At 36.8% G+C, this 20,706-nt stretch carries 21 protein-coding genes and 1 tRNA gene; 5 read left to right on the top strand and 17 right to left on the bottom strand.

The window, feature by feature from the left end; genetic code table 11:
* Positions 1 to 70 precede the first annotated feature (70 nt).
* Positions 71 to 1,279, top strand: coding sequence for a lytic transglycosylase domain-containing protein (locus H3R28_RS07550; protein ID WP_198210547.1), 1,209 nt, complete (start codon positions 71 to 73; stop codon positions 1,277 to 1,279).
* Positions 1,280 to 1,361: 82 nt separating this feature from the next.
* On the opposite strand, the gene H3R28_RS07545 is transcribed toward H3R28_RS07550, so the two are convergent.
* The 7 genes from H3R28_RS07545 to H3R28_RS07515 all read right to left on the bottom strand — a co-directional run bounded on the left by H3R28_RS07545 (position 1,362) and on the right by H3R28_RS07515 (position 8,760).
* Positions 1,362 to 1,922: a DapH/DapD/GlmU-related protein gene (locus H3R28_RS07545; protein WP_232351303.1), complete on the bottom strand. Its 561-nt coding sequence runs from the start codon at positions 1,920 to 1,922 to the stop codon at positions 1,362 to 1,364.
* 52 nt (positions 1,923 to 1,974) lie between these two features.
* Positions 1,975 to 2,826 (bottom strand): carboxylating nicotinate-nucleotide diphosphorylase, encoded by an 852-nt coding sequence (nadC, locus tag H3R28_RS07540; RefSeq protein WP_198193728.1) that lies wholly within the window; start codon positions 2,824 to 2,826, stop codon positions 1,975 to 1,977.
* Positions 2,827 to 2,883: 57 nt separating this feature from the next.
* Positions 2,884 to 4,404, bottom strand: a complete 1,521-nt coding sequence (locus H3R28_RS07535; RefSeq protein ID WP_198210546.1) for an L-aspartate oxidase — start codon at positions 4,402 to 4,404, stop codon at positions 2,884 to 2,886.
* Positions 4,401 to 5,369: a quinolinate synthase NadA gene (nadA, locus tag H3R28_RS07530; protein ID WP_198210545.1), complete on the bottom strand. Its 969-nt coding sequence runs from the start codon at positions 5,367 to 5,369 to the stop codon at positions 4,401 to 4,403. Before nadA ends, H3R28_RS07535 begins: the two co-directional genes overlap by 4 nt.
* A gap of 66 nt (positions 5,370 to 5,435) precedes the next feature.
* Positions 5,436 to 6,347, bottom strand: a complete 912-nt coding sequence (locus H3R28_RS07525; protein WP_198198103.1) for an NrtR DNA-binding winged helix domain-containing protein — start codon at positions 6,345 to 6,347, stop codon at positions 5,436 to 5,438.
* Positions 6,348 to 6,427: 80 nt separating this feature from the next.
* Positions 6,428 to 8,158: a ShlB/FhaC/HecB family hemolysin secretion/activation protein gene (locus H3R28_RS07520; protein WP_198185482.1), complete on the bottom strand. Its 1,731-nt coding sequence runs from the start codon at positions 8,156 to 8,158 to the stop codon at positions 6,428 to 6,430.
* Between the two features lie 332 nt (positions 8,159 to 8,490).
* Positions 8,491 to 8,760: a hypothetical protein gene (locus H3R28_RS07515; RefSeq protein WP_110439398.1), complete on the bottom strand. Its 270-nt coding sequence runs from the start codon at positions 8,758 to 8,760 to the stop codon at positions 8,491 to 8,493.
* A 163-nt stretch (positions 8,761 to 8,923) separates the two neighbouring features.
* On the opposite strand from H3R28_RS07515, the gene H3R28_RS07510 reads away from it, so the two are divergent.
* A complete protein-coding gene (locus tag H3R28_RS07510; RefSeq protein WP_198210544.1) occupies positions 8,924 to 9,673 on the top strand; it encodes a helix-turn-helix transcriptional regulator in 750 nt (249 codons plus the stop codon).
* Positions 9,674 to 9,703: 30 nt separating this feature from the next.
* Here the strand turns inward: H3R28_RS07510 and H3R28_RS07505 are convergent, their stop codons facing one another.
* The gene (locus tag H3R28_RS07505; RefSeq protein ID WP_198210543.1) at positions 9,704 to 10,156 is read right to left on the bottom strand and encodes a YdcF family protein; all 453 of its coding nucleotides are present in this window, start codon (positions 10,154 to 10,156) and stop codon (positions 9,704 to 9,706) included.
* Positions 10,157 to 10,606: 450 nt separating this feature from the next.
* Here H3R28_RS07505 and H3R28_RS09005 point away from each other — a divergent pair, with 450 nt between their 5' ends.
* A complete protein-coding gene (locus H3R28_RS09005) occupies positions 10,607 to 10,741 on the top strand; it encodes a hypothetical protein (protein WP_255518697.1) in 135 nt (44 codons plus the stop codon).
* A 64-nt stretch (positions 10,742 to 10,805) separates the two neighbouring features.
* Positions 10,806 to 10,949 carry a hypothetical protein gene (locus H3R28_RS07500; protein WP_198218610.1) on the top strand — a complete coding sequence of 48 codons (144 nt, stop codon included), beginning with the start codon at positions 10,806 to 10,808 and terminating at the stop codon, positions 10,947 to 10,949.
* Here H3R28_RS07500 and holA read toward each other — a convergent pair.
* The 9 genes from holA to H3R28_RS07460 all read right to left on the bottom strand — a co-directional run bounded on the left by holA (position 10,944) and on the right by H3R28_RS07460 (position 19,447).
* On the bottom strand, positions 10,944 to 12,008 hold the full coding sequence (holA, locus tag H3R28_RS07495) for a DNA polymerase III subunit delta (protein WP_198210542.1): 1,065 nt from the start codon (positions 12,006 to 12,008) through the stop codon (positions 10,944 to 10,946). The genes H3R28_RS07500 and holA overlap by 6 nt on opposite strands.
* 34 nt (positions 12,009 to 12,042) lie before the next feature.
* Positions 12,043 to 12,759, bottom strand: a complete 717-nt coding sequence (locus H3R28_RS07490; RefSeq protein WP_198210541.1) for a hypothetical protein — start codon at positions 12,757 to 12,759, stop codon at positions 12,043 to 12,045.
* Complete coding sequence (gene leuS, locus H3R28_RS07485) at positions 12,759 to 15,371, bottom strand: leucine--tRNA ligase (RefSeq protein WP_198210540.1); 2,613 nt, start codon at positions 15,369 to 15,371, stop codon at positions 12,759 to 12,761. Before leuS ends, H3R28_RS07490 begins: the two co-directional genes overlap by 1 nt.
* Before the next feature lie 24 nt (positions 15,372 to 15,395).
* Complete coding sequence (locus H3R28_RS07480; RefSeq protein WP_110439391.1) at positions 15,396 to 15,890, bottom strand: DUF3576 domain-containing protein; 495 nt, start codon at positions 15,888 to 15,890, stop codon at positions 15,396 to 15,398.
* Positions 15,891 to 16,043: 153 nt separating this feature from the next.
* Positions 16,044 to 17,288 carry a LarC family nickel insertion protein gene (locus H3R28_RS07475; protein WP_198210539.1) on the bottom strand — a complete coding sequence of 415 codons (1,245 nt, stop codon included), beginning with the start codon at positions 17,286 to 17,288 and terminating at the stop codon, positions 16,044 to 16,046.
* A gap of 155 nt (positions 17,289 to 17,443) precedes the next feature.
* Positions 17,444 to 18,199 carry an aspartyl/asparaginyl beta-hydroxylase domain-containing protein gene (locus H3R28_RS07470; RefSeq protein WP_198210538.1) on the bottom strand — a complete coding sequence of 252 codons (756 nt, stop codon included), beginning with the start codon at positions 18,197 to 18,199 and terminating at the stop codon, positions 17,444 to 17,446.
* 254 nt (positions 18,200 to 18,453) lie between these two features.
* A tRNA-Glu gene (locus tag H3R28_RS07465) sits at positions 18,454 to 18,529 on the bottom strand.
* A 187-nt stretch (positions 18,530 to 18,716) separates the two neighbouring features.
* Positions 18,717 to 18,851, bottom strand: a complete 135-nt coding sequence (locus H3R28_RS09000; protein WP_255518696.1) for a hypothetical protein — start codon at positions 18,849 to 18,851, stop codon at positions 18,717 to 18,719.
* Positions 18,852 to 19,075: 224 nt separating this feature from the next.
* On the bottom strand, positions 19,076 to 19,447 hold the full coding sequence (locus H3R28_RS07460; RefSeq protein WP_155566354.1) for a hypothetical protein: 372 nt from the start codon (positions 19,445 to 19,447) through the stop codon (positions 19,076 to 19,078).
* A 21-nt stretch (positions 19,448 to 19,468) separates the two neighbouring features.
* On the opposite strand from H3R28_RS07460, the gene H3R28_RS07455 reads away from it, so the two are divergent.
* Positions 19,469 to 20,458 (top strand): RluA family pseudouridine synthase, encoded by a 990-nt coding sequence (locus tag H3R28_RS07455; protein WP_198210537.1) that lies wholly within the window; start codon positions 19,469 to 19,471, stop codon positions 20,456 to 20,458.
* The last annotated feature ends 248 nt before the right edge of the window (positions 20,459 to 20,706 follow it).

The following is a 20,706-nucleotide window of genomic DNA, read 5'->3' as shown; positions in this document are numbered from 1 at the left end:
AATGATTATATCTGTTACCATCTGAAACTTAAATTTTATAGTCGGTATTTTTCAAAGAAATCAAAAAACCATGCAGGAAACAATTCGCAAAAATTTTTATGTTCCAATGCAATTTTTGCTTTTGTTTTCCCTGCTTTGCCTCTCTGCCTGTGGTGGAGGAAAGCATTCTTATAATGGAAAAGGAGGCATTTCTTCACGATATAGCAATTACATGCCTGGCTATCCTAAAAAATGGAACCCTCCGGGTCCCCCTCTTGATCCGTGGGGTCCATATATCAATCAATCCTCACAACGTTTCAATGTTCCTGATCAATGGATACGGGCCATCATTTTACAGGAAACGAGAGGATATCAATATTATAACAAACGGCCAGTCACTTCACCTCATGGAGCAAAGGGATTGATGCAAATCAAGTCAACAACTTATAAAGATTTAGCAAAACGCTATAATTTGGGAAATGACGTATATGATCCGCATGATAATATCATGGCTGGAACGGGATATATCCGCACCTTGTATAATAAATACGGTGCTCCCGGCTTTGTTGCAGCTTACCATGGTGGACCTGGAACTTTGGATGCCTATCTAAAAAGAGGAACCGCATTGCCAAAGGCAACCAAAAACTACATGATTTCCGTCACTCCCAATCTGGGGAATTCAGTACCTATGAGTGGACCTTTTGCGATTTTTGGCGGACCTTACGCCAAAAAAAATACTCGTACCCCATTACCACTCGAGGCTTATTACTCACCGAAAACCTATAGCCCCGTTCAAATGGTTACAACAGCACAGGTTATGCCTTCTGAAAGTAAAAACGAACTTAAAAAATTCATTGTCAAAGATAATGAACATGCAATTGCATCAGACAATGCCAATGAACCTCCAATCATGATTGTTCCATCCAATTATCATCCTGCATATGATGCAAATGTCCATAACAATTCAACCTCATCCAATGCTTATTATTCAACAAAACCCAAAGCCCCTTCTATTATTCGAACCTCTCCTAGCAGTAGACATTATTATATATCAACAAAAGGTAACTGGAATATTCAGGTTGGAGCTTTTACATCCGCAGATTTAGCTAATCACGCAATTGCAATCGCAAAACAAAAAGCCGCCAGTTTACTGGTCCTGGCGTATCCAAATATTGAAACCGTTCAGAAAAACGGAAAAACATTATACCGAGCCAAATTAGGAGGATTAAGCTATGCAACAGCCTTACAGGCTTGTAATTTGCTAAAAGTAAAAAGAATGAATTGTGTTCCTGTTCAATAACACAAAATTGTAATTTTCAGTTATTTTGAATTTGTTCAATAATTTTATGGTCAATGGCGGTAGATGCATCATATATATCTTTCTATATACTTTTTATCCATTTTGCCGGCACACCTGCATAAACACTTTTAGAGGGTACATTTTTAGTTACAACAGCACCGGCACCGATTATTGAAAAATCATGAATAGTAACACCAGGCAAAATTGTGACGTTCGAGCCTATCCAAACATATTTTCCAATCTTAACAGGAGATGGATATGTCGTACCACGATCTCTTATATCCAAACCATGATTTAATGTGGCAATCGTAACATTCATGCCTATAGCACTGTGATCACCAATAAAGATTCCTCCCCTATCCTGAAAAGAACATCCTGTATTAAAAAATACATTTTTACCAATATGAATGTTTTTACCGAAATCAGTATAAAAAGGAGGAAAACAAACAAAAGATGAATCTACAGTTTTTCCTGTCAGACTACTGAAAATATCAACGATTTCTTTTTGCGTATGAAAGCTATTGTTTAATTCCATTATTATTTTTTGCGCTTCAAAGGCACATTGGTATAACAGCTGCATCAATTCTTTTTCGTCAGTGGAAATGGAATGTCCGGCCTGACAGTATGTAATGAATTCCTCCATTTGCATAAAATGATCCTTTTCTATTACTGGAAAGCTTTTGTTGGTTCATCTATCACGAAATAAAATCAAGTCCTATATCGAGAATAGGTGCACTATGGGTTATCCAACCTACAGAAATCAAGTCAACACCGCTTTCAGCAATTATCCGAGCCGTATCGGGATTGATACGCCCCGAAGCTTCTATGATGGCACGTTGATTAACAATCGCAACCGCCTCTTTTAAAGTTTCAGGATCCATATTATCTAGCAAAACGGCATCAACACCCAATGCCATGACTTCTTTTAATTGATCCAGCGTATCCACTTCTATTTCAATTTTAACCATATGCCCTGCATTTTTTTTAGCCTGTTCAAGCGTCTTACGTATTCCACCCGCGATTGCAATATGATTGTCTTTAATCAAAACTGCATCATATAAGGCAAAACGATGGTTCATTCCACCACCACACCGCACGGCATATTTTTCCATCAGGCGTAAGCCTGGTGTTGTTTTTCTCGTACAAACAACTTGTGTTTTGGTTCCTTCAATAGATTTGACAATCTTATGAGTTACCGAGGCAATTCCAGATAGATGGCTCATGAAATTCAAGGCAGTTCTCTCACCTGTCAGAATTGCACGGGATGACCCTTCAATAATTGCTATCACATCTCCCGGCTTTAATATATCTCCATCCTTTTTCTTTAAATCTACATTAACTAATGGATCAATTAAGGTAAAAGCCATTGAAGCGATATCCACTCCTGACAATATACCAGTCTCTCTCGAAACCATCGCCACTTTGGAGTGGTGATTTTCATCAATAACTGCATTAGTGGTTATATCCCCAGCCAACCCTAGATCTTCCAATAACGCATTGCGAATAATGGGTTCAATTAGGATATGGGGCAAAGCTGGAATCGTCATAATAACCTCTATATTCTGATAAATCTATAATATACAAACAAATTTCATATAATAACATCACAATGTCTTGGCATACTGATATGCCTGATCAAAACTGATGAAAGATCGATTGGCTTTTTCAAGCGTAGCAGGATAATCCTGTCGATAATGTGCCCCTCGAGATTCTTTCCGCAAGAACGCACTCACTGCTATCATCAGGGCAATTTGTTCTGGATTAAGTACATATTGATCATCATGTTCATTAACCAGGGTAAGAAACTGCCGAATTGCCGATCTCAAAGTATCCTCATCTCGAATGATATTTAAATCTTTCTGCATTATCTTTTTTACAAAAGGTAAACGGTCAGAAATCACAATCCCAGTTTCACCTATCTCATTATCATTGCTTTGAATGGAAGGATGATTATCCAAAATTGCCTTGGCTGCCCGCATGGCCATAACTGTAGCTTCCAGCAGTGAATTACTGGCCAAACGATTTGCTCCATGTAAACCCGTAGAAGCAACCTCACCCACTGCCCACAAACCTTTTACCGTTGTTTCTCCATTCAAATTTGTCATAATGCCCCCCATATGAAAATGTTCAACGGGTTTGACAGGAATCAAATCCATTGAAGGGTCAATACCGACTTGATGACATAACCGTGCAATGGTTGGAAAACGCGTCTTGAAACCTTTTCCTAAAGCCTTTCTGGCATCAAGATAAACTTTTTTACCCTGAATAGTCTGATGATAAATTGCTCTTGCCACAACATCACGGGGTGCCAATTCCTGTCCTTCTGTATTGGCCAGAACACGTTGGTTATCACTATTAACCAAAACAGCCCCTTCCCCACGAACCGCTTCGCTGATTAAAGTCTTTGGAAAAATATTTGCATCAAGTGCGGTTGGATGAAACTGAATAAATTCCAGATCAGCTAATACAGCACCAATATCAGCCGCCAAAATCAGACCTTGACCATAATTTTGCAGAGGATTTGTACTTTCCTCAAATAACCCGCCAATACCACCGGTGGCCAATACAATAGTGGATGTCACGATTGACCTGAATTGACCTTCTATTTGGGTTATTACTCCCCTTATTTTATTTTTATCCTTTAGAAGACGAACCGCAATGGTGTTTTCCATTACAGTTATTGAGGGGGTTCGCAAGACCGCCTCTGTCAACGCTTTGATAATACCCCGCCCGGAAGCGTCTCCATCAATATGAAAAATTCTCCGATGACTATGTGCACCCTCTAACCCGAGCCTAGGCCTGCCATGGCGATCATGATCAAAAATAACACCATTTTTCTCCAATACTTCAATTGCCTTTCTTCCATCGTCCAATATGGTGGCGACAGCTTTTTGATCACATAATCCCGCTCCAGCCCTTAAAGTATCCTCTATATGCGCGGAGCTGTCTTTCTCTTCATGACTGGCCGCCGCAATTCCACCTTGCGCATAAATACTGGATGTCTCCTGTCCTATCTTTCCCTGCGTCAAAAGCAAAACCGGCAATGGCGCAAGTTGTAATGCCGTCATTAATCCAGCCAATCCACTGCCAATCACGACAACAGGTGACTGCATAATGTTTTTCATATTTCCAACATCCTTTTGATGGAAAGGCGTGCCTTATCAGCAATAGATGGATCAATCGTGATTTCATATTTATTTTCTTCCAACGAAGTCAAAATATTATCCAATGTGATACACTGCATATGAGGACATAGATTACATACACGAATAAATTTGATATCTGGATGTACTACTGCCAGATTGTCACTCATTGAACATTCAGTCAGCAAAATCACTTCATCAGATCTTTTTTGCTTGATGAAATCTGACATCTCAGCCGTAGATCCAGAAAAATCAGCCGCTTCAATCACCTCAGGAGGGGATTCAGGATGCACCAGAATTGCAGCCTCTGGATATTCAGCTTTCAACTGCTTGACTTCCCGTGATGTAAATCTTTCATGAACTTCACAATGCCCCTTCCATGTCAGAATCTCGACGTTGGTTTGTTTTGCAACATTTTTTGCCAGATACTCATCAGGAATCATGATGACCCTCGGAACTCCAAGCGCTTCAACAACCTTTTTGGCATTTCCGGATGTACAACAAATATCCGAAGCCGCTTTAACCGCCGCTGAAGTGTTCACATACGTAATAATAGGAATACCTGGATATTTCTTACGTAATCCCATGACATTCTCTGCCGTAATAGATTCAGCCAAAGAACAACCAGCCTTCAAGTCGGGAATAAGAACTGTTTTGTCAGGATTGAGTAATTTTGTCGTTTCTGCCATAAAATGTACGCCTGCCACAACAATGACATCCGCGTCAATTTTTTCAGCCTCCCGTGCCAAAGCAAGACTATCCCCAACGATATCAGCAACCGTATGAAAAATTTTTGGAATTTGATAATTATGTGCCAGAATAACCGCATTACGTTCTATTTTTAGCTGGTTAACACGTTGAATTTTTTTTGTTAAGCTCATTCGTTCCGGGGCAGCAGCAATTCTGCCCAGTTTATTTTCTAAATAATCAGGTAGTCCCTGCCGCATGTCACTCTCCTTTTATACTCAACTTGAGTATATATATGCCATTTTATCCCTAAAATACAAAGAATGTCAATTCCTTACCAATGGCAATTTTGATCCGGACATTGCTCTGGCATCAACAATTGACTTTTGGTACCTAAAAAGTTTTGCTGGTCTGCCACGATACTGGTCAGTAATGTGACCAGTCTCCTCAATCAAATTCTGTTGTTCAATCATTCGCCTAAAATTAGACTTGTGCAAAGAACGCCCTATGATACGTTCAATGGTTTTTTGCAATTGCAACAAAGTGAATTCTGTCGGCATTAGTTCAAATACCAGGGCCTTGTATTTGATTTGTGCCCTTAACCGCGCAATTGCTGTAGCTAAAATCCGTCGATGATCAGCAAACATACCCTGACCAGCAAAATCTTTCCTTTCTAGATATCTATTCCCTGCTTCCGGAACCATGCCTGCCTCATATAACAATTCATAGCGCTGTAAAATAAGATCTTCATTCCAGGCATATCCATTCAGACCAAATAAGAATTCAATACGACGTTTTGTTTGTTCCGTATCTTCCGTTTTCCGGCTCTGCCATTCATATAAAGCCCCGACCATTGTTTCTCGTATATTTTTTACAGCTGGTTTTAACTCATTTTCCCATGGAAAATATTCATACCAATCATGCCATTCCGTTTCGTTTAGACTGAAATCTTGATGACGCACAAGTCCAAGATAGCTAATCGAAATGCTTCGAACTTGAGGTTGATTGTATATGCGGTCTTGATCGGCAAAAGTATAAAGTTGTTCCAAAAAACCGACGGGATAACGTGTTTGTTGATGAATCCAAGCGCGCAATCCAGCTTGTAAACTTTGATGTCCCGGCTCAAAAGAACCAGATGGAAGCGTTGATCCCTTATGAATTGTCATAACATAAGGCATATAATCTATAATTGATACCAACACAGCAATCAATTCGGTCTGGGTCAAGGCTGCAGACATATATTTCCTTTATCCATTTATCTTGTTAAATTCATCTTTAACAATGATATTTTAAAGAAAATTCTTAATCTATAAAAAATTTAAAGGCTTATACCAAACGCAAAACCAGCAATCCATCCTTCTGGCGCAAGAATAGACGGGGTAAAGGCATGCGTCACCGATGCATCCCACATAAAAATTCCATCTTTTTTTCTTAGCCCTATTCCTCCACTCCCGATATTACCGACTTTTGGCTTGTCAACATGATAAGGGGTAGCATAGACGGCTCGTGTCATTCCTGCATCCAAAGAACCGTAAAGCTCTGACTTATCCAGAAAAAAATCGCAAAAAGCCTGATAATCTCCACAATGCATATCATCCGTTGGTAAAGTCCAAGAAAGATCGTTCCGAATATAAACACCGGCATTACCAGCCAAATTCTGACGTATAAATCCCCTTACTGTATATGGTCCCCCAATCTGCATCTGCTCGTTATCATATTGACTTTTGTCGCTATATTCACCATGCACAAAAGTGTGCCAAGTCAGGGATTTTGTTATAGGCTGATCTCCCTGTATATCCAGGATAAATTTAACAAATCGCGTATGGGGTGCATATTTTCCTGAATTATTTATCCAAGTCTTGGTCATTAATCCATTTAATCCAATTTTAGTTCCCAGATTAATATACCATACCCGATCCCACAATTTGGTATATTCACTTAAAGTTATATTTAACATTGACAAACGTGCGCTTTTATAATTTTCACGAATATGATTTCTATAATTAATGAAAGATTTCGTTTGATAGGAAATAATTAAAGAAGTTACACCAATTAAATCCCTGGTTAAAACCCTGGAAATTCCGACATGAAAATCCTTCTGTGTTACATCTTCACGATGCAGCGCGATTTTTGGTCCATCATGATACATGTCATCTGAACGCCACCATCCACACCATAATAACCACGGACCCATTGGAACGGAACCCTCCATGGAAAAAAACGAGTTATGTCCCAACCTCTGTCGATTATTCAACGAATGATCATATTCAAATGACCACATATCTAATACACCAAAAAGATCAGTAACAATAAAATTCGATCGACCTATTGTTCTGGCTGAAATGCTTTGCCCATTGTTATCCGTACTCACCTTGCCATGAATTAAACCCGCTTTTGGAGTTTTCACCTCAACAATAGAAGTATTATCCTGATGACCTTTATTGATTTTTAATGAAGTTTTCCAATTAGGTAAACGATTCATGTTATCCAGTCCCTGTTTCAAATCATTCAGATCCAAAACATTACCAGCAATCCATGGAAAAGCCGTCATTTCATGAAATCGTTCAGGAGTTCCTGTAAAATTGAAATTTTCAATCCTGCCTTCAATAATAACAATACGCAAATGACCAGAAGATAAATCTTGTTGTGGCAGGTATGCCCTTGTCGTCAAAAAATTGGTTTTAAGATAAGCCTGATTTAAAATATTTAGGATTGTATTTATATCCGAAACAGTTAAACAACGATGATTCCATTTTTTAATGATATGGTCTATTTTTTCTTTTGAAAGACTGTACGGATTTTCAATATCAATATTATTGATTTTTACACAACCCTTGATCTGAGGCTTGAATTTCTCGCCCTGATTAACAGAAATATCGTTGGATAAAGGCAATTCCATATCCATTAATTCCTGCCTTTGACGATATCCTTGATATTGCAATGAATTATAATACTGGTTATTACCAAAACCGTAAGCCTTGTTATGTAAACATAAAAAGCTTAAGCAATAGATCAATATAGCGTTAAAAACTAACGATCGTCTATTCATTAAAATATTCACTCAATAATTTCAGGCATTTAATTATTATTTAACAAAAGTAAATAAACTAATTGAGGCAATAATTATAAGAGTGAAATACATAAATAATAAATTATATTCAATATAATTATTATCAATAATAAAAAAAAATTAAAATATAAATTATTTGTTTATTATAATTAATAATTCTTTAATAAAAAGAATAGATTACTATATTAAAATAATAGTATATATAAATTTTCAATAAACCTTTTATATATACTATTTCAACCAACGGATGGTATAAGATTTTGATATAAAACAGCTATACATACAAATAATGTTTATTAGAATATTATAATTTATTCACCAATCGTTGAGGCACAATAAACCTGTGTCTTAGGACGATTATTTGTATAAGCATCAGCCTCATAAATAGCCTGATTATTACAAAAAGATATATTTTTAAAATGAATATATAATGGTGAGGATCCTAACATTAATTCAATCCATAGCTCTTTTTGCAATTCGTTAATATCCTCATCAATATACGGAACAATTGCCAAACGGTTATTTTTTTGGAAAGGGTCAAAATCAATACATACTTTTTTTAAAAATAATTTTTCAGTCATTTTATATCCTTTTATAATTATATTTATTTAAATTATTAACATATTTATAATTATCATTATTACAAAACATTAAATAGTAAACATAGTAATTAATACAAATAAAATTGTTTTTTACAATAAAAAAAGTAGAGATTTTTAGAGAAAAATAAATAAATTGATCTTTATGATCAATTATAATGAAAAACGATACAAAAATATTATAGGTAAAAATGTAGAACGGTATCGTTTGAAAAACAGCTATACACAAGAAAACCTAGCTGATATTGTAGGATGTAAACAGCAAACAATTAACAGTATTGAAAAAGGCAGAATTAAACGCAGCAAATATCTGCCATATATCGCCAGCGCATTGGGCGTAAATATAGCTGACCTGGATCCTGATCTTAACAAAGATCAAAATAAAAGAGCCTTTGAATTGACCCATTCCAACAATCACAAGGAAAATATCAATAGCGATATAAATACGGTAAATATTCATGATGTCATAAATGAACATAAATCGACATCAAATTATTTGAAAAAAATAAACAGTGACATTCCTATATTCGCCACCATCAAGGAACTTGACAATTATTTCTTAATTACAAATACACCTGTAGAATATATTCCACGACCCCATCTGGTTAACCTTGAAAAAGATGCATTTGGAATTATAATCGGCAATCATGCTATGTATCCCCTATTCCGTGTTGGCGATGTAATTGTTGTTCATCCACGGAAAACAGTAAAAGAACATGATGTCTGCATTTTTATTGGCTATGAAAATGGATTAATGATTTACACTATTGGAGAGTTAATTCACGAGGATGCGCTATCATGGACGGTAAGGCAATACAAGCTTTATTGTAATTTTTCTCTTCCGAAAACGATTTGGAAAAAATGTAATGCAATTATTATAAAAATTTTCAGATGATTATTATTGCCTACCCGCAATTTTCAAAAATTATTTTAATTTTAACCAGTAAAACAAATAGGCTACTATCTCTCTATTCAAAGAAAAAATATCCCGCCATGAATTATAACGCGGAGCAGATTGACCTTTCAATGGCATGCCAGCCTGTTTAAAAGCCAGTTGTATTCTGGGTAGATGATAATACTGAGATATTGCAATAACTGATTTAAAATGTTGCTTGGTGCATAATTCAGACACATTTCTGACAGTTGCTCTTGTATTAACCCCTTTTTCATCAAGAATAACCGCTTCACTGGGTATATTCTGGGTAAGTAAGTAATCGGTCATAACCTTAGCCTCATTATATCCTTCTTTTCCCAATCCTCCGCTAACAAAAATTAAAGGGGCGACATGTTTACGATATACAAACACCGTCTCATCTAAACGTGCTTTTAATCCAGAACTTGGCGTACCATCCTCATTAATTTTGGTACCAAAAACCACAAGTAAATCAGCATTGTCAATCTTTTTGCGACTACCAAAAAAAACAATAGCTATTATTATAGTTATGTAAAAAAATAAGATTATTAAAAACGTTCTGTAATTTAGCAGCATAATATAAATTTATTGATTTCAAACTATTACATTATACGTTAATTCCATTTAAATATTAAGAAAATCTTTTTTGATCCAAATAAGAACAGATTTCTTTAAAAATATAATAACCAGCTGTCATTAGGCAATCAAATAATTATTATCACCAAATTAATCTTGCCAATTTTATTTAACCAAAAAATATTCAAGGATATAAATTCCCATTCTATCCAACTGAACATTCTGAATCAGTTAGGATAATTTGTACCCACTTTTTATCGCATAATCTGTCATGAACTGGCAAGAATATAATAGATAAATATGGATTTTTTAGGAATTGGCAACATCTGGCATATTCAAATGGTGTCCGCGGCGGGATTCGAACCCACGGCCCCAGGATTCATCTCACCACGATTTTCATCGCCATTGATTGTGAAATTGACAATCAATGTTTGTAAGCTGGACTGTCTCTTTACCGTAGAAATATTTCCGTAGGTACCACCCGTACAGTCTCTACACCTTTCTGTTAAATTCAAAACAGACTTGGCTCGGGATTGGCATGATCGTTCTTGATCGAAGCGTTCCCCGAATTAGAGTGGATTCACCTTACTGTTTCCAAATAAGATGCCCAATATTTAGGAATCCTGTGCTCTATCCTGCTGAGCTACGCAGACACTATGCCTCTTTTACCCTGTCTTTATAAATTTGAAAAGAGTTCCTTTAAATTCATTACCATTTTTTTATCCTTAACCATCTGGGCAATCATCAACATAAACTGTCGACATAATGTTTCACCCGGCACAGCAGTTTGCTTGCTTAAAAGTTCCAGATACTGAACTTGTCTGGCAAGATCCAATAATCGTTCTTTATTCCAATAGGTCATTGCCCTTTGAAAATCATTAGCACGCTTGAAAAAAATTGGTGGATTTAATTTTCCCATTGCAGATTTCAGGGGCAATCCATCTTCTTCCATCATGATCCTAACCTGCATCATACGATCATTTAAATATAAAAGTCCACGAATAAGCGCAATCAAGGTAATCCCTTCCTTAAGTCCCCGATTTAACGTACGATCTGCAACAATTGTTTGCCCTGTCATAACCGCATATAAAATATCCTCTACAGAATATTCATTACTATCCCCCAAGACCTGTTCAACAGCTTCAATTGTAATTTCTGCCTCATCTCCAACAAAAAGTAATAATTTTTCTATCTCATTACGAATAAGAATTCGATCTCCACCTAACATTGCCAATAAATATCGGAATGCATCCGGGGAAATCTTCTTTTTCCCCAATAGTGAATGAACAGTTTCTTCCAGTGAGCGTCCAGTCTCTGCATAACACGCAATTGCCGCCATTAATGGATGTTTTTCGGCCAAGATCCGTAAGGGAGAACGAGTGGAAAGACTGCCCGCTTCAATAACAATCACTGAATCCAAATGGGATGAATTTTCTTTGTTCAAATAAGAAGCGCAAAAAATTTCAAGTTTTTTAGCTAAATTATCCGATGCATCTCTTACCCATACAGCACGTTGCCCACCCATCAAAGATAAGGCTGTCGCCTCTTCAACCAAACGGTCATGATTTTCCTTATCCAAAACAGCGACAAGAAAAGGATCGTTCAAACTATTGGCAATTTTTTTTACCAAGCGGCTGGCACGTTCTCGTACCAATCCTGTATTTTCTCCATAAATCAGATATACACGAAATTGATTGATATCTTGAAAAATATTTGTAATTTTTCGTGCATCGATTTTCATGAAATATTGATACCCTTATTTCATCTTTTATCCATTACTTATCTGAAGGCATTTCATCTTCTGTCATGTTATCCATTCCAACAGGAATCATGGTATTTCGACCGGTAGCCATTGCTGGCATTCCATCACTTCCCGCTGATTGAGTCTGTGCTCCGCTTGTTCCAGGCATCATGCTTGGTAACATATACTGCGCCTTGGGTGTATTTGGAACTTTACTTGTTTCTTGAAAAGAATCATTATGCCTGAACCAGACAGCAACTTGTTGTGTAACTTCATTCGCCAAATTCTGAGCAACACGAGTTTGCGCGGTTTCGTCATTCAACGTCTGAGCAAAATATTGTTCAAAAGTAATATTATAACCATCCATTGTCTGCGCATCACCCTGTGCCAAAATGACTGGATTAACAGATATGGTTTTCAATATCCAATGCGCATTCCCGGTCATTCTTGCCCGACCCGAAGAATTGTCATAATGAATATCAATCGCTTCTTCACTTAAAGACGGGGTTACATCCAACTCATATGTTTTTGGATCTTCAGGCCCATCCCCTGCCATATTCTGTTGTAAAAACTGCCGAATTTGCTGACCAAAACGATCATTCAAAACAGGAATATAAACTTTTTTCAATTCCTTGTTGGTATCCAATGTAGCCGTTTTTTTATAGACAGGATGAAAACCACATCCTGCCAATAAAATTGCAAACCCCAAGGGAACACTGGATTTTTTAAGGAATATAGTTAATAATTTCATCAGTTTACCACAAAATTAACGATTTTATTAGGCACATAAATTGTCTTTAAAACCGTTTTTCCTTCCAAAAATTTAGAAACTGTTTTCTCCCGCTGTACCAATTGGATTATCTTTTCTTTTTCCATATCCGGAGCAACCTCAATCGTTCCCCGTAACTTGCCCTTTATTTGCACAGCAATAACCACTTTTGTCGCGGTTAACAAAGCTTCATCCGCTTTAGGCCATTCACTTTCAGCCAACAATTTGTGATCCTCAAAAAGATGAGACATCATTTCTTCCGCCATATGCGGAATTAACGGACTGGAAAGTCGACTTAACATCATGGCAGCTTCACGACGAGCAAAATCCATTCCCGGATCACCCGATTTTTTTTCTGCATCAGCCAAAGCATTGGTTAATTCGCGCAATCTTGCAATCGCAACATTCATTGCAAAATTATCCAATGATTCTGTTACCGTAACAATGGTGCGGTGGGTCAAGCGTCGCAATTGATCCGCATTTTCCGAAAATGTATCAGGTAAAACAACCAGCACTGGAACCTGTTGTGATACCGTTAAAACCAAACGGTATAAACGTTGCAGGTAACGGGAAGTAGCCATTACCCCTTCCTCTGTCCATTCCATGTCCCTTTCGGGAGGATTATCTGACAATATGAACCAACGTGCCGTATCAGCACCAAAACGTTCAATAATTGCAGATGGTGGAATCGTGTTTTTCTTGGACTTTGACATTTTTTCAACACGACCAATCTTAACAGTTTCGCCGGTATCACGTAAAACAGCTTTATTCCCTGTTTTTTTTACTTGGTCAGGAAAAATCCACTCGCCTTGTGCATCTTGATAACTTTCATGCATCACCATACCCTGAGTAAATAAAGCTTTAAAAGGCTCATCAACACTCACATATCCCATTTGTTTCATGGCTCGTGTAAAGAAACGCGCATATAGCAAATGTAATATCGCATGCTCAATTCCGCCAATATACTGATCTACCGGCATCCAACGATGAACAGCCTCCTTTTCTGTCGGGGTTTCGGCATGAGGTGCTGTAAATCGTGCAAAATACCAGGAACTATCTACAAATGTATCGCATGTATCGGTTTCTCTCTGGGCAGCTCCATGACAATGGGGACATTCAACATGTTTCCAGCTTGGATGATTATCCAACGGATTTCCGGATAAAGAGAAATCAACATCCTCTGGTAACTGAACCGGCAACTGATCTTCTGGAACAGGGACTATTCCGCATTTTGGACAATGAATAACAGGTATTGGACAGCCCCAATAACGCTGACGGGAAATGCCCCAATCCCTTAAACGCCAGTTTACCACTTTTTCACCAATGCCCAATTTTTCCAATTCCGCTATTGCCACATCCTTGGCTTTGACTGTTGGCAATCCATCCAAGAATTCAGAATTTACAGCAATTCCCTGATCTGTATATGCAGTCTCGGTAACCTTAAAAGTTTCAGAGGTTTCTCCTTTCGGAACAACAACTGTCTTGAAATCAATTTTATATTTGCGTGCAAAATCCAAATCCCGCTGATCACCACAGGGACAGGCAAATATTGCACCCGTTCCATAGTCCATCAATACGAAATTGGCAATCCAGATTGGAAATTCCTGATCAGGCATAAAAGGGTGCCGAATTTTCAGGCCAGTATCGACCCCTCTTTTTTCAGCTTTCTCAATCGCCTCTTCTGAAGTGCCCAACTGATGACATTCGGCTATGAAATCAGCCACTCCGCGATTTGTCTTTGCCAATTTAGCCGCCATCGGGTGATCAGGTGAAATAGCAACGAATGCCATACCAAACAGGGTATCCGGACGGGTTGTAAATATTTCCAAAACGTTCAAACTAGATTCAAAATCTGCTGGCAAATTCAGAACCTCAAAACGCACTTTTGCCCCTTCGGATCTTCCCAGCCACCGCTCTTGCATCGCTTTCACACGATCAGGCCAGTCATTTAGTGTATTCAATCCATCTAATAAAGGCTGTGCAAAATCCGTAATTTTCAAAAACCACTGGAAAAGCTGTTTTTTTACAATTGGAGCTCCAGAACGCCATCCCTTGCCATCAATTACCTGTTCGTTAGCCAACACAGTTTGATCAACAGGATCCCAATTCACCCAACTTTCGCGACGCTCAACCAGGCCTTCTTCCAGCAAGCTTAAAAACAATTTTTGTTGCTGACCATAATATTCGGGCTGACACGTAGCAAATTCTCTGTCCCAGTTTAGGGAGAATCCCAATCTTTTGAGTTCTTCCCGCATGGCGGCAATATTTTCCATAGTCCATTTAACAGGAGAAACACCATGACTTTTGGCAGCATTTTCAGCTGGAAGACCAAAAGCATCCCATCCCATAGGATGTAATACGCTATAGCCTCTTGCCCGCTTGTATCGAGCGACAACATCCCCCAATGTATAATTTCTTACATGCCCCATATGCAACTGTCCGGATGGATATGGAAACATTTCCAAGACATAATATTTTGGCAATTCAGAATTAGGGACATTGGGTACATCAAACAAATGACGTTTTGCCCATTGCTGTTGCCAATAAAATTCTACACGTTGAAAATCATACGATGATGGAGTGGAATTATTCATGTTAGTCTATCAAATATATTAAATTTACTTAAGTTTATCAGCACGCAACTGACGTGCGCGCACCTGAATTTTACTGGTAAGATCTGAAGCTGTATGAGAGGTTACAGGCGCATCGACCCACTGTCCGTTTTCCTTTATCTGACGATGAACAACAACACTGATCGAATCCGATCTCAACCGTCGGTCAAGTACAGTGCAAACAACTTGAAATCTTTCAGGATTGGATGGAACAGGCTGATACCAATCCGTTATGATGCTTCCCCCCACAGCATCAGCTGAAAGCATGGGCATAAAAGCCAATGTATCCAATGCCGCACGCCATAAATAAGCGTTAACACCACCTGCCAGACTATCATCCCCACCTGTGGCTGAACGATCCACACCAACAAGATGGTTTTCGGGCAAAATCAGATCCCGTTCTTTTTTATGACTGGAACAAGCTACAAGCCCCAGACTTAAAGCACTGACCATTACCAAAGAACGGGAAAAAGAGAATGAAGCAATTAAATTCTTCGTCATGTAGCCTCTCCAATGATTATTAAGGCAGCTTGTGAATTTATTCCTATTCGCATTTTGCCTTTTGTACATCAATAAAACGGAAATATTACAATAATAATAGGTTTTCTTATACAGATTTTTATACGTTTTTTAAATCTTTATTCATAATTTCAATCAACTTTTCCCGGAAAAAAACAACCGTTTAACCGTTTCCTCAATTTCAACTGTTGATAAATCATGTGCTTTGGCAATAGAGCGGCATGTTGTTTTATCAGGAACAACCGAAACAATTTGATTGTTTAACAGTTGTCCTACAATAACTTTTATTTTTCCCCATGGGGTATTAACGTTTTCATCATAATGAATCAAATTTTCATATTTCTCAATACGCCAATGCACATATGCCGTTTTTAATCTTTGAAATAAGAAACGACGCATCTCATCGGCATGTTCCGGGAGACAGAAAATAACAACCTTATCGGTCATTTGATTAAAGACTGAATAAATTGGCACAGTATAGACAAATTTTGCCCCATTCGCATAAAGATGGGTTTGTAATTCAATTAATGCATCTTGCGATGATTTGGCAAATTCTGCCTCTACAATAACAATTTCCCCAATAACTGATTGTGTATTTTTTCCTTTTGTTGTGGTTCCCACACATAGTCTTAAAAAATTTGGAAGATTATCATATTCCATTCTTCCCCCTCCATACCCTATACGAGAAATCAAGATTGGAGGGCAAGGCTGATAACTAGCCTTTAACGCTTTCAACAATGCGGCACAGGTTGGGGTTAACAATTCCTTTTGTGGCCCCGAGGCATAAATAAGAACCTCATTTCCCAAAAGCTCAAGCGTTACAGGGGTTGGAATAGGTAAAAATCCCTTGGAATCTTTTTTAATTCCCGATCCTACATTCAAGGGGGAAACATACCATTGATCTATCTTCAGCCAGACACATGCAACGCAACAAACTGTTACTCCAACAATCGTGTTCAGCGCTTTAATCTCATGAAAACTGATTTCTTCGATTGGCAGACCTGAGATTTTGGCTTGTGCTTCAGCCAAATTCTGAAAAGTTTCCAAAATAAGCTTTTTCGCTTTTACAGGTAGAGACGCATTGGAAATCAAGGCCTGAATTGTTCCCAGCAACTGTTTATTATTGACTTTTTCATCTTGAAAAGAACGCAAAAAATCATAAGAAAAATTCAAGCCATTTTCTGAAGTATCAAAACTAATATAGGCTTTGATCGTTGCAATATTGCTTCGCTTGACATGCATTAATTCTAGACGTGCGCCTATATCAAGGGCGTCAACTGCATCTTGTAAAATTTGTTCAGGAACACCGGCACTTGCCAAAGCCCCTATAAATCGGCTGCTACTCATACCAGCAAAACAGTCTAAAAAACCGATTCTCACAAATCTACACTTTCTCCAGAATATTTACAGTAATTATTTATAACCTAATTAAAAATTATAACAATTCACTTATTATTCAATAATCCTTTCTGCAACCCCAATTCATTGATTAAAACATTGAACATTAATAAAAAATCAAATACCTTAATCAATAACTAATGTAATATTTGTTGTTTATTGATTTTCATAAAATTATCATAGGCTTCTTTAACAAAGGCAGAACGACGGATCGCCATCATAAACAGATCTTGAACAACCTTACCAAATCCCCTTTCCGGTCTTAAAACCTGAAATAATAAAACAACCCGAGTTTGATTCGTATCATTTTCAACACTATGCCTATAGGTATCATCGAAAAGAATGCATTTATCCTGGACCCAGTATAAACGTTGCGTATCAACATCAATCCAGCAATTTTTTTGATCTATCGGCACAGCGACCCCAAGATGACACGTAAGCAAACCTTTGGTCACACCATAATGCGGGGGGATAACGGCACCCGGTTCAAGAATAGAAAAAAACGCTGAATTTAAATTCGGAATCTTATCTATCAAAGCTGCTGTTTTAGGCATTAACTTACAGTTTTCCATCACCCGTAACCCGTAACCCTGCAAAAAAAAGGATTTCCAACGTTTATCCGCGGCAATTCTAGCATGGTCAGGAGATATATCTCGCAGTGAGGGTGCGTTAACAGATTCATTTTGATACTTCTGAACAAGCTGTTCCCATTCTTTACGAATTATATCTGCATTAGCTTCAATTACAGATATCCATGGTAGAACCGAAATATCATATACGGGTTGATCCGGAATTTCTGAATAACGGGAAAGCACTTTATTAAAATAAGGACGAAGTTTTTTCCCCATTTTAATTATAAAAGGTCTTTTAAGCTTTATAATTTTTTTTTGCATAATTTTACCAAAGTATTATCATGGATCTATTACAAAAATTATTTTCAGTAATCTAATATTTTTCCATTTCACAATATGAAAAAACTATGTCTATATTATAATGCGAAAAAAGATTTTGTTTAAACAAAACAGATAATTTCGTATTGAAAATATTTTCAATTATTTTTGAAACAAATCTTCTAGTACTTTTTTAAATATCTATATAATCTTACGATAATAATTATTTAACGTATTGCTAGATTGATATTCTCTTTTGGTGTCCCGTACGGGATTTGAACCCGTGTTGCTGCCGTGAGAGGGCAGTGTCCTAGGCCTCTAGACGAACGGGACCAGAAACCTTCTTATTTTTCTTTTATCTACGTCATCCTGCCCTAAAAAGCAACTAAAACTCACCAAAAAATCCAAATTAATCACAAAAAAATAACGACTGTTAAATAGTCCCTTTTCAAAGACCTACAATCGTTATTTGAGTTTAGCATATAAAAATCAAAATAAATTGGATTAATTATCTAGTTATCTATTTTTTACCTTGATTTTTTTTCTTTGATAATTCAGAACCTGCTTCGGATTTATCACATTTACTAGCTTTAGGATCCCTTAGCGTTTCGGCATCTTTGTGAGCTTCTTTTTTTGATACTTCATGTTTACTCATAACAATTCTCCTTTAAATGATTGTTATAATTCAATTATATACTATTTTTCTCAATTGTCATTAAAATATCAAAATATTACATTTTTTTATAAAGTAAAACAAAGTATAAAAATCCATACATATATTATTTCTTGTTTTTTTATTTGATAATTGAAATAACTATTCATATTATAAATCCGAATATATGCAAGGTGTTTCATAAAAATTCTTTTTCAATTAACAAACTATTTATCATCAATCTCCGAATCGATGATTTTAACTTCCGCCACCTTTTTTTGTTGATCAATGTCCCAGAAAATCAAACGATCAGGCCCTCCACCTCTCAATGTTATCAATACCATCCTGTCAGACTGACGTGTGACATTTTCTATCCGTGTCCCTTTAGGTTCTTGCAATACACTGATTGGACGTGTAATTTTTAGTGAATTTTCATAAATCATGACAGAATCGTTTTTTTTATGAGCTATACGACTGATAATTGCGAAAACCAGTATCGTTGTGGCTATTATTATCAGAATTCCCAAAAATACAACTAAAGCTAACAATCCTTTATTTTTTCGTGATAAAGAATCTTTGTTTTCAAGGGATATATTCATTGACATTAAGGTACTTTCTGTATGAATGGTTCAAACACGATCGACTCAACTTTGCTTGTAACTTCAGTTCAAGAAAAATACAATAATTTAAGACTTGATCGATTTTTAAGCAAAACCTATCAAAATTATTCACGATCAAGAATTAAAGCACTCATTGAACAAGGACATTGTAAACGCAATCATGTCCCTATTAAAAATCCATCAACTCCCATTAAAACAAATGATAAAATTGAATTGCAAATCCCTGAAGTAAAAGAATATTCATTAATACCTCAGGACATTCCCCTAGAAATTCTATTTGAAGACAATCATATTATCGTAATCAATAAACCGGCTGGATTAGTTGTACATCCAGCCCCGGGAAATGAAAATGGTACCTTGGTCAATGCTCTTTTGGCGCATTGTGGAGACAGCCTGTCAGGAATAGGAGGAGAAAAACGTCCCGGAATCATTCATCGACTGGACAAAGATACTTCTGGAGTAATGGTTGTCGCAAAATCTGAACAAGCCTTAAGCAAACTATCCGCTGATTTTGCAGATCGAACCATAAACCGGTTATATCATGCCATCTGTTGGGGAATACCAAACCCCAGTCTAGGGTCTGTTGAGGGAAATATTGGTCGTGACCCCTATGATCGTAAAAAAATGACAATTGTCAAAAAAGGTGGGAAATATGCCAAAACAAATTATAAAATTCAAAAAATAATAAATCCAGCTGTAAGCTTTATTCAGTGTAAACTTGATACAGGACGCACTCACCAGATTCGTGTGCATTTATCGAAACAAGGTCACCCCTTAATAGGTGATTCCGTATATCTTAAGCGGATTCCCGCCATTGCAAAAATCTTACCCATAAATCAAAGAAATGAACTTCTTGATTTTCCCAGACAAGCCCTGCATGCGACACTTTTAGGATTTAATCATCCCATAAGCAATAAATATCATGAGTTTGAAACATCATTGCCCCAGGATATGGAACGTTTAATAAAGAAAATAACTACGGAAAAATAAAGATATAATAAATCCTTATTTTTCGATTCGAAATAAACACTCTTGTAAAGAAAAAAATAACTTGTTAAAAATTTATTAATAAATTATTAATTATAAAGGTTAAAATTTTGTAAAATACATGTTTTAAACTCTATAAATATTAACCAGTTCAATTTTTATTACCTATAATCGAATTTATCGATGAAAATATACTTTATTTTTATGTTATTTTTTTTGACAGGACTAAATTAGTCTGATATAACAATGTT

This window comes from Commensalibacter sp. M0268 (assembly GCF_016101925.1).
Classification (GTDB): Bacteria; Pseudomonadota; Alphaproteobacteria; order Acetobacterales; family Acetobacteraceae; genus Commensalibacter; species Commensalibacter melissae.
This window is presented reverse-complemented; position numbering and strand designations above follow the sequence as displayed.

What these genes read in the sequence shown, in the direction of transcription:
- H3R28_RS09000 (WP_255518696.1), bottom strand. Translation starts at nt 18,851, where the DNA reads ATGAGTAAACATGAAGTATCAAAAAAAGAAGCTCACAAAGATGCCGAA.
- leuS (WP_198210540.1), bottom strand. Translation starts at nt 15,371, where the DNA reads ATGAATAATTCCACTCCATCATCGTATGATTTTCAACGTGTAGAATTT.
- H3R28_RS07470 (WP_198210538.1), bottom strand. Translation starts at nt 18,199, where the DNA reads ATGCAAAAAAAAATTATAAAGCTTAAAAGACCTTTTATAATTAAAATG.
- H3R28_RS07460 (WP_155566354.1), bottom strand. Translation starts at nt 19,447, where the DNA reads ATGAATATATCCCTTGAAAACAAAGATTCTTTATCACGAAAAAATAAA.
- H3R28_RS07550 (WP_198210547.1), top strand. Translation starts at nt 71, where the DNA reads ATGCAGGAAACAATTCGCAAAAATTTTTATGTTCCAATGCAATTTTTG.
- H3R28_RS07480 (WP_110439391.1), bottom strand. Translation starts at nt 15,890, where the DNA reads ATGACGAAGAATTTAATTGCTTCATTCTCTTTTTCCCGTTCTTTGGTA.
- H3R28_RS07510 (WP_198210544.1), top strand. Translation starts at nt 8,924, where the DNA reads ATGATCAATTATAATGAAAAACGATACAAAAATATTATAGGTAAAAAT.
- H3R28_RS07525 (WP_198198103.1), bottom strand. Translation starts at nt 6,347, where the DNA reads ATGTCTGCAGCCTTGACCCAGACCGAATTGATTGCTGTGTTGGTATCA.
- holA (WP_198210542.1), bottom strand. Translation starts at nt 12,008, where the DNA reads ATGAAAATCGATGCACGAAAAATTACAAATATTTTTCAAGATATCAAT.
- H3R28_RS07500 (WP_198218610.1), top strand. Translation starts at nt 10,806, where the DNA reads ATGATCGTTCTTGATCGAAGCGTTCCCCGAATTAGAGTGGATTCACCT.
- H3R28_RS07520 (WP_198185482.1), bottom strand. Translation starts at nt 8,158, where the DNA reads ATGAATAGACGATCGTTAGTTTTTAACGCTATATTGATCTATTGCTTA.
- nadC (WP_198193728.1), bottom strand. Translation starts at nt 2,826, where the DNA reads ATGACGATTCCAGCTTTGCCCCATATCCTAATTGAACCCATTATTCGC.
- H3R28_RS07490 (WP_198210541.1), bottom strand. Translation starts at nt 12,759, where the DNA reads ATGAAATTATTAACTATATTCCTTAAAAAATCCAGTGTTCCCTTGGGG.
- H3R28_RS07545 (WP_232351303.1), bottom strand. Translation starts at nt 1,922, where the DNA reads ATGGAGGAATTCATTACATACTGTCAGGCCGGACATTCCATTTCCACT.
- H3R28_RS07515 (WP_110439398.1), bottom strand. Translation starts at nt 8,760, where the DNA reads ATGACTGAAAAATTATTTTTAAAAAAAGTATGTATTGATTTTGACCCT.
- nadA (WP_198210545.1), bottom strand. Translation starts at nt 5,369, where the DNA reads ATGCGGCAGGGACTACCTGATTATTTAGAAAATAAACTGGGCAGAATT.
- H3R28_RS07535 (WP_198210546.1), bottom strand. Translation starts at nt 4,404, where the DNA reads ATGAAAAACATTATGCAGTCACCTGTTGTCGTGATTGGCAGTGGATTG.
- H3R28_RS09005 (WP_255518697.1), top strand. Translation starts at nt 10,607, where the DNA reads ATGGTGTCCGCGGCGGGATTCGAACCCACGGCCCCAGGATTCATCTCA.
- H3R28_RS07455 (WP_198210537.1), top strand. Translation starts at nt 19,469, where the DNA reads ATGAATGGTTCAAACACGATCGACTCAACTTTGCTTGTAACTTCAGTT.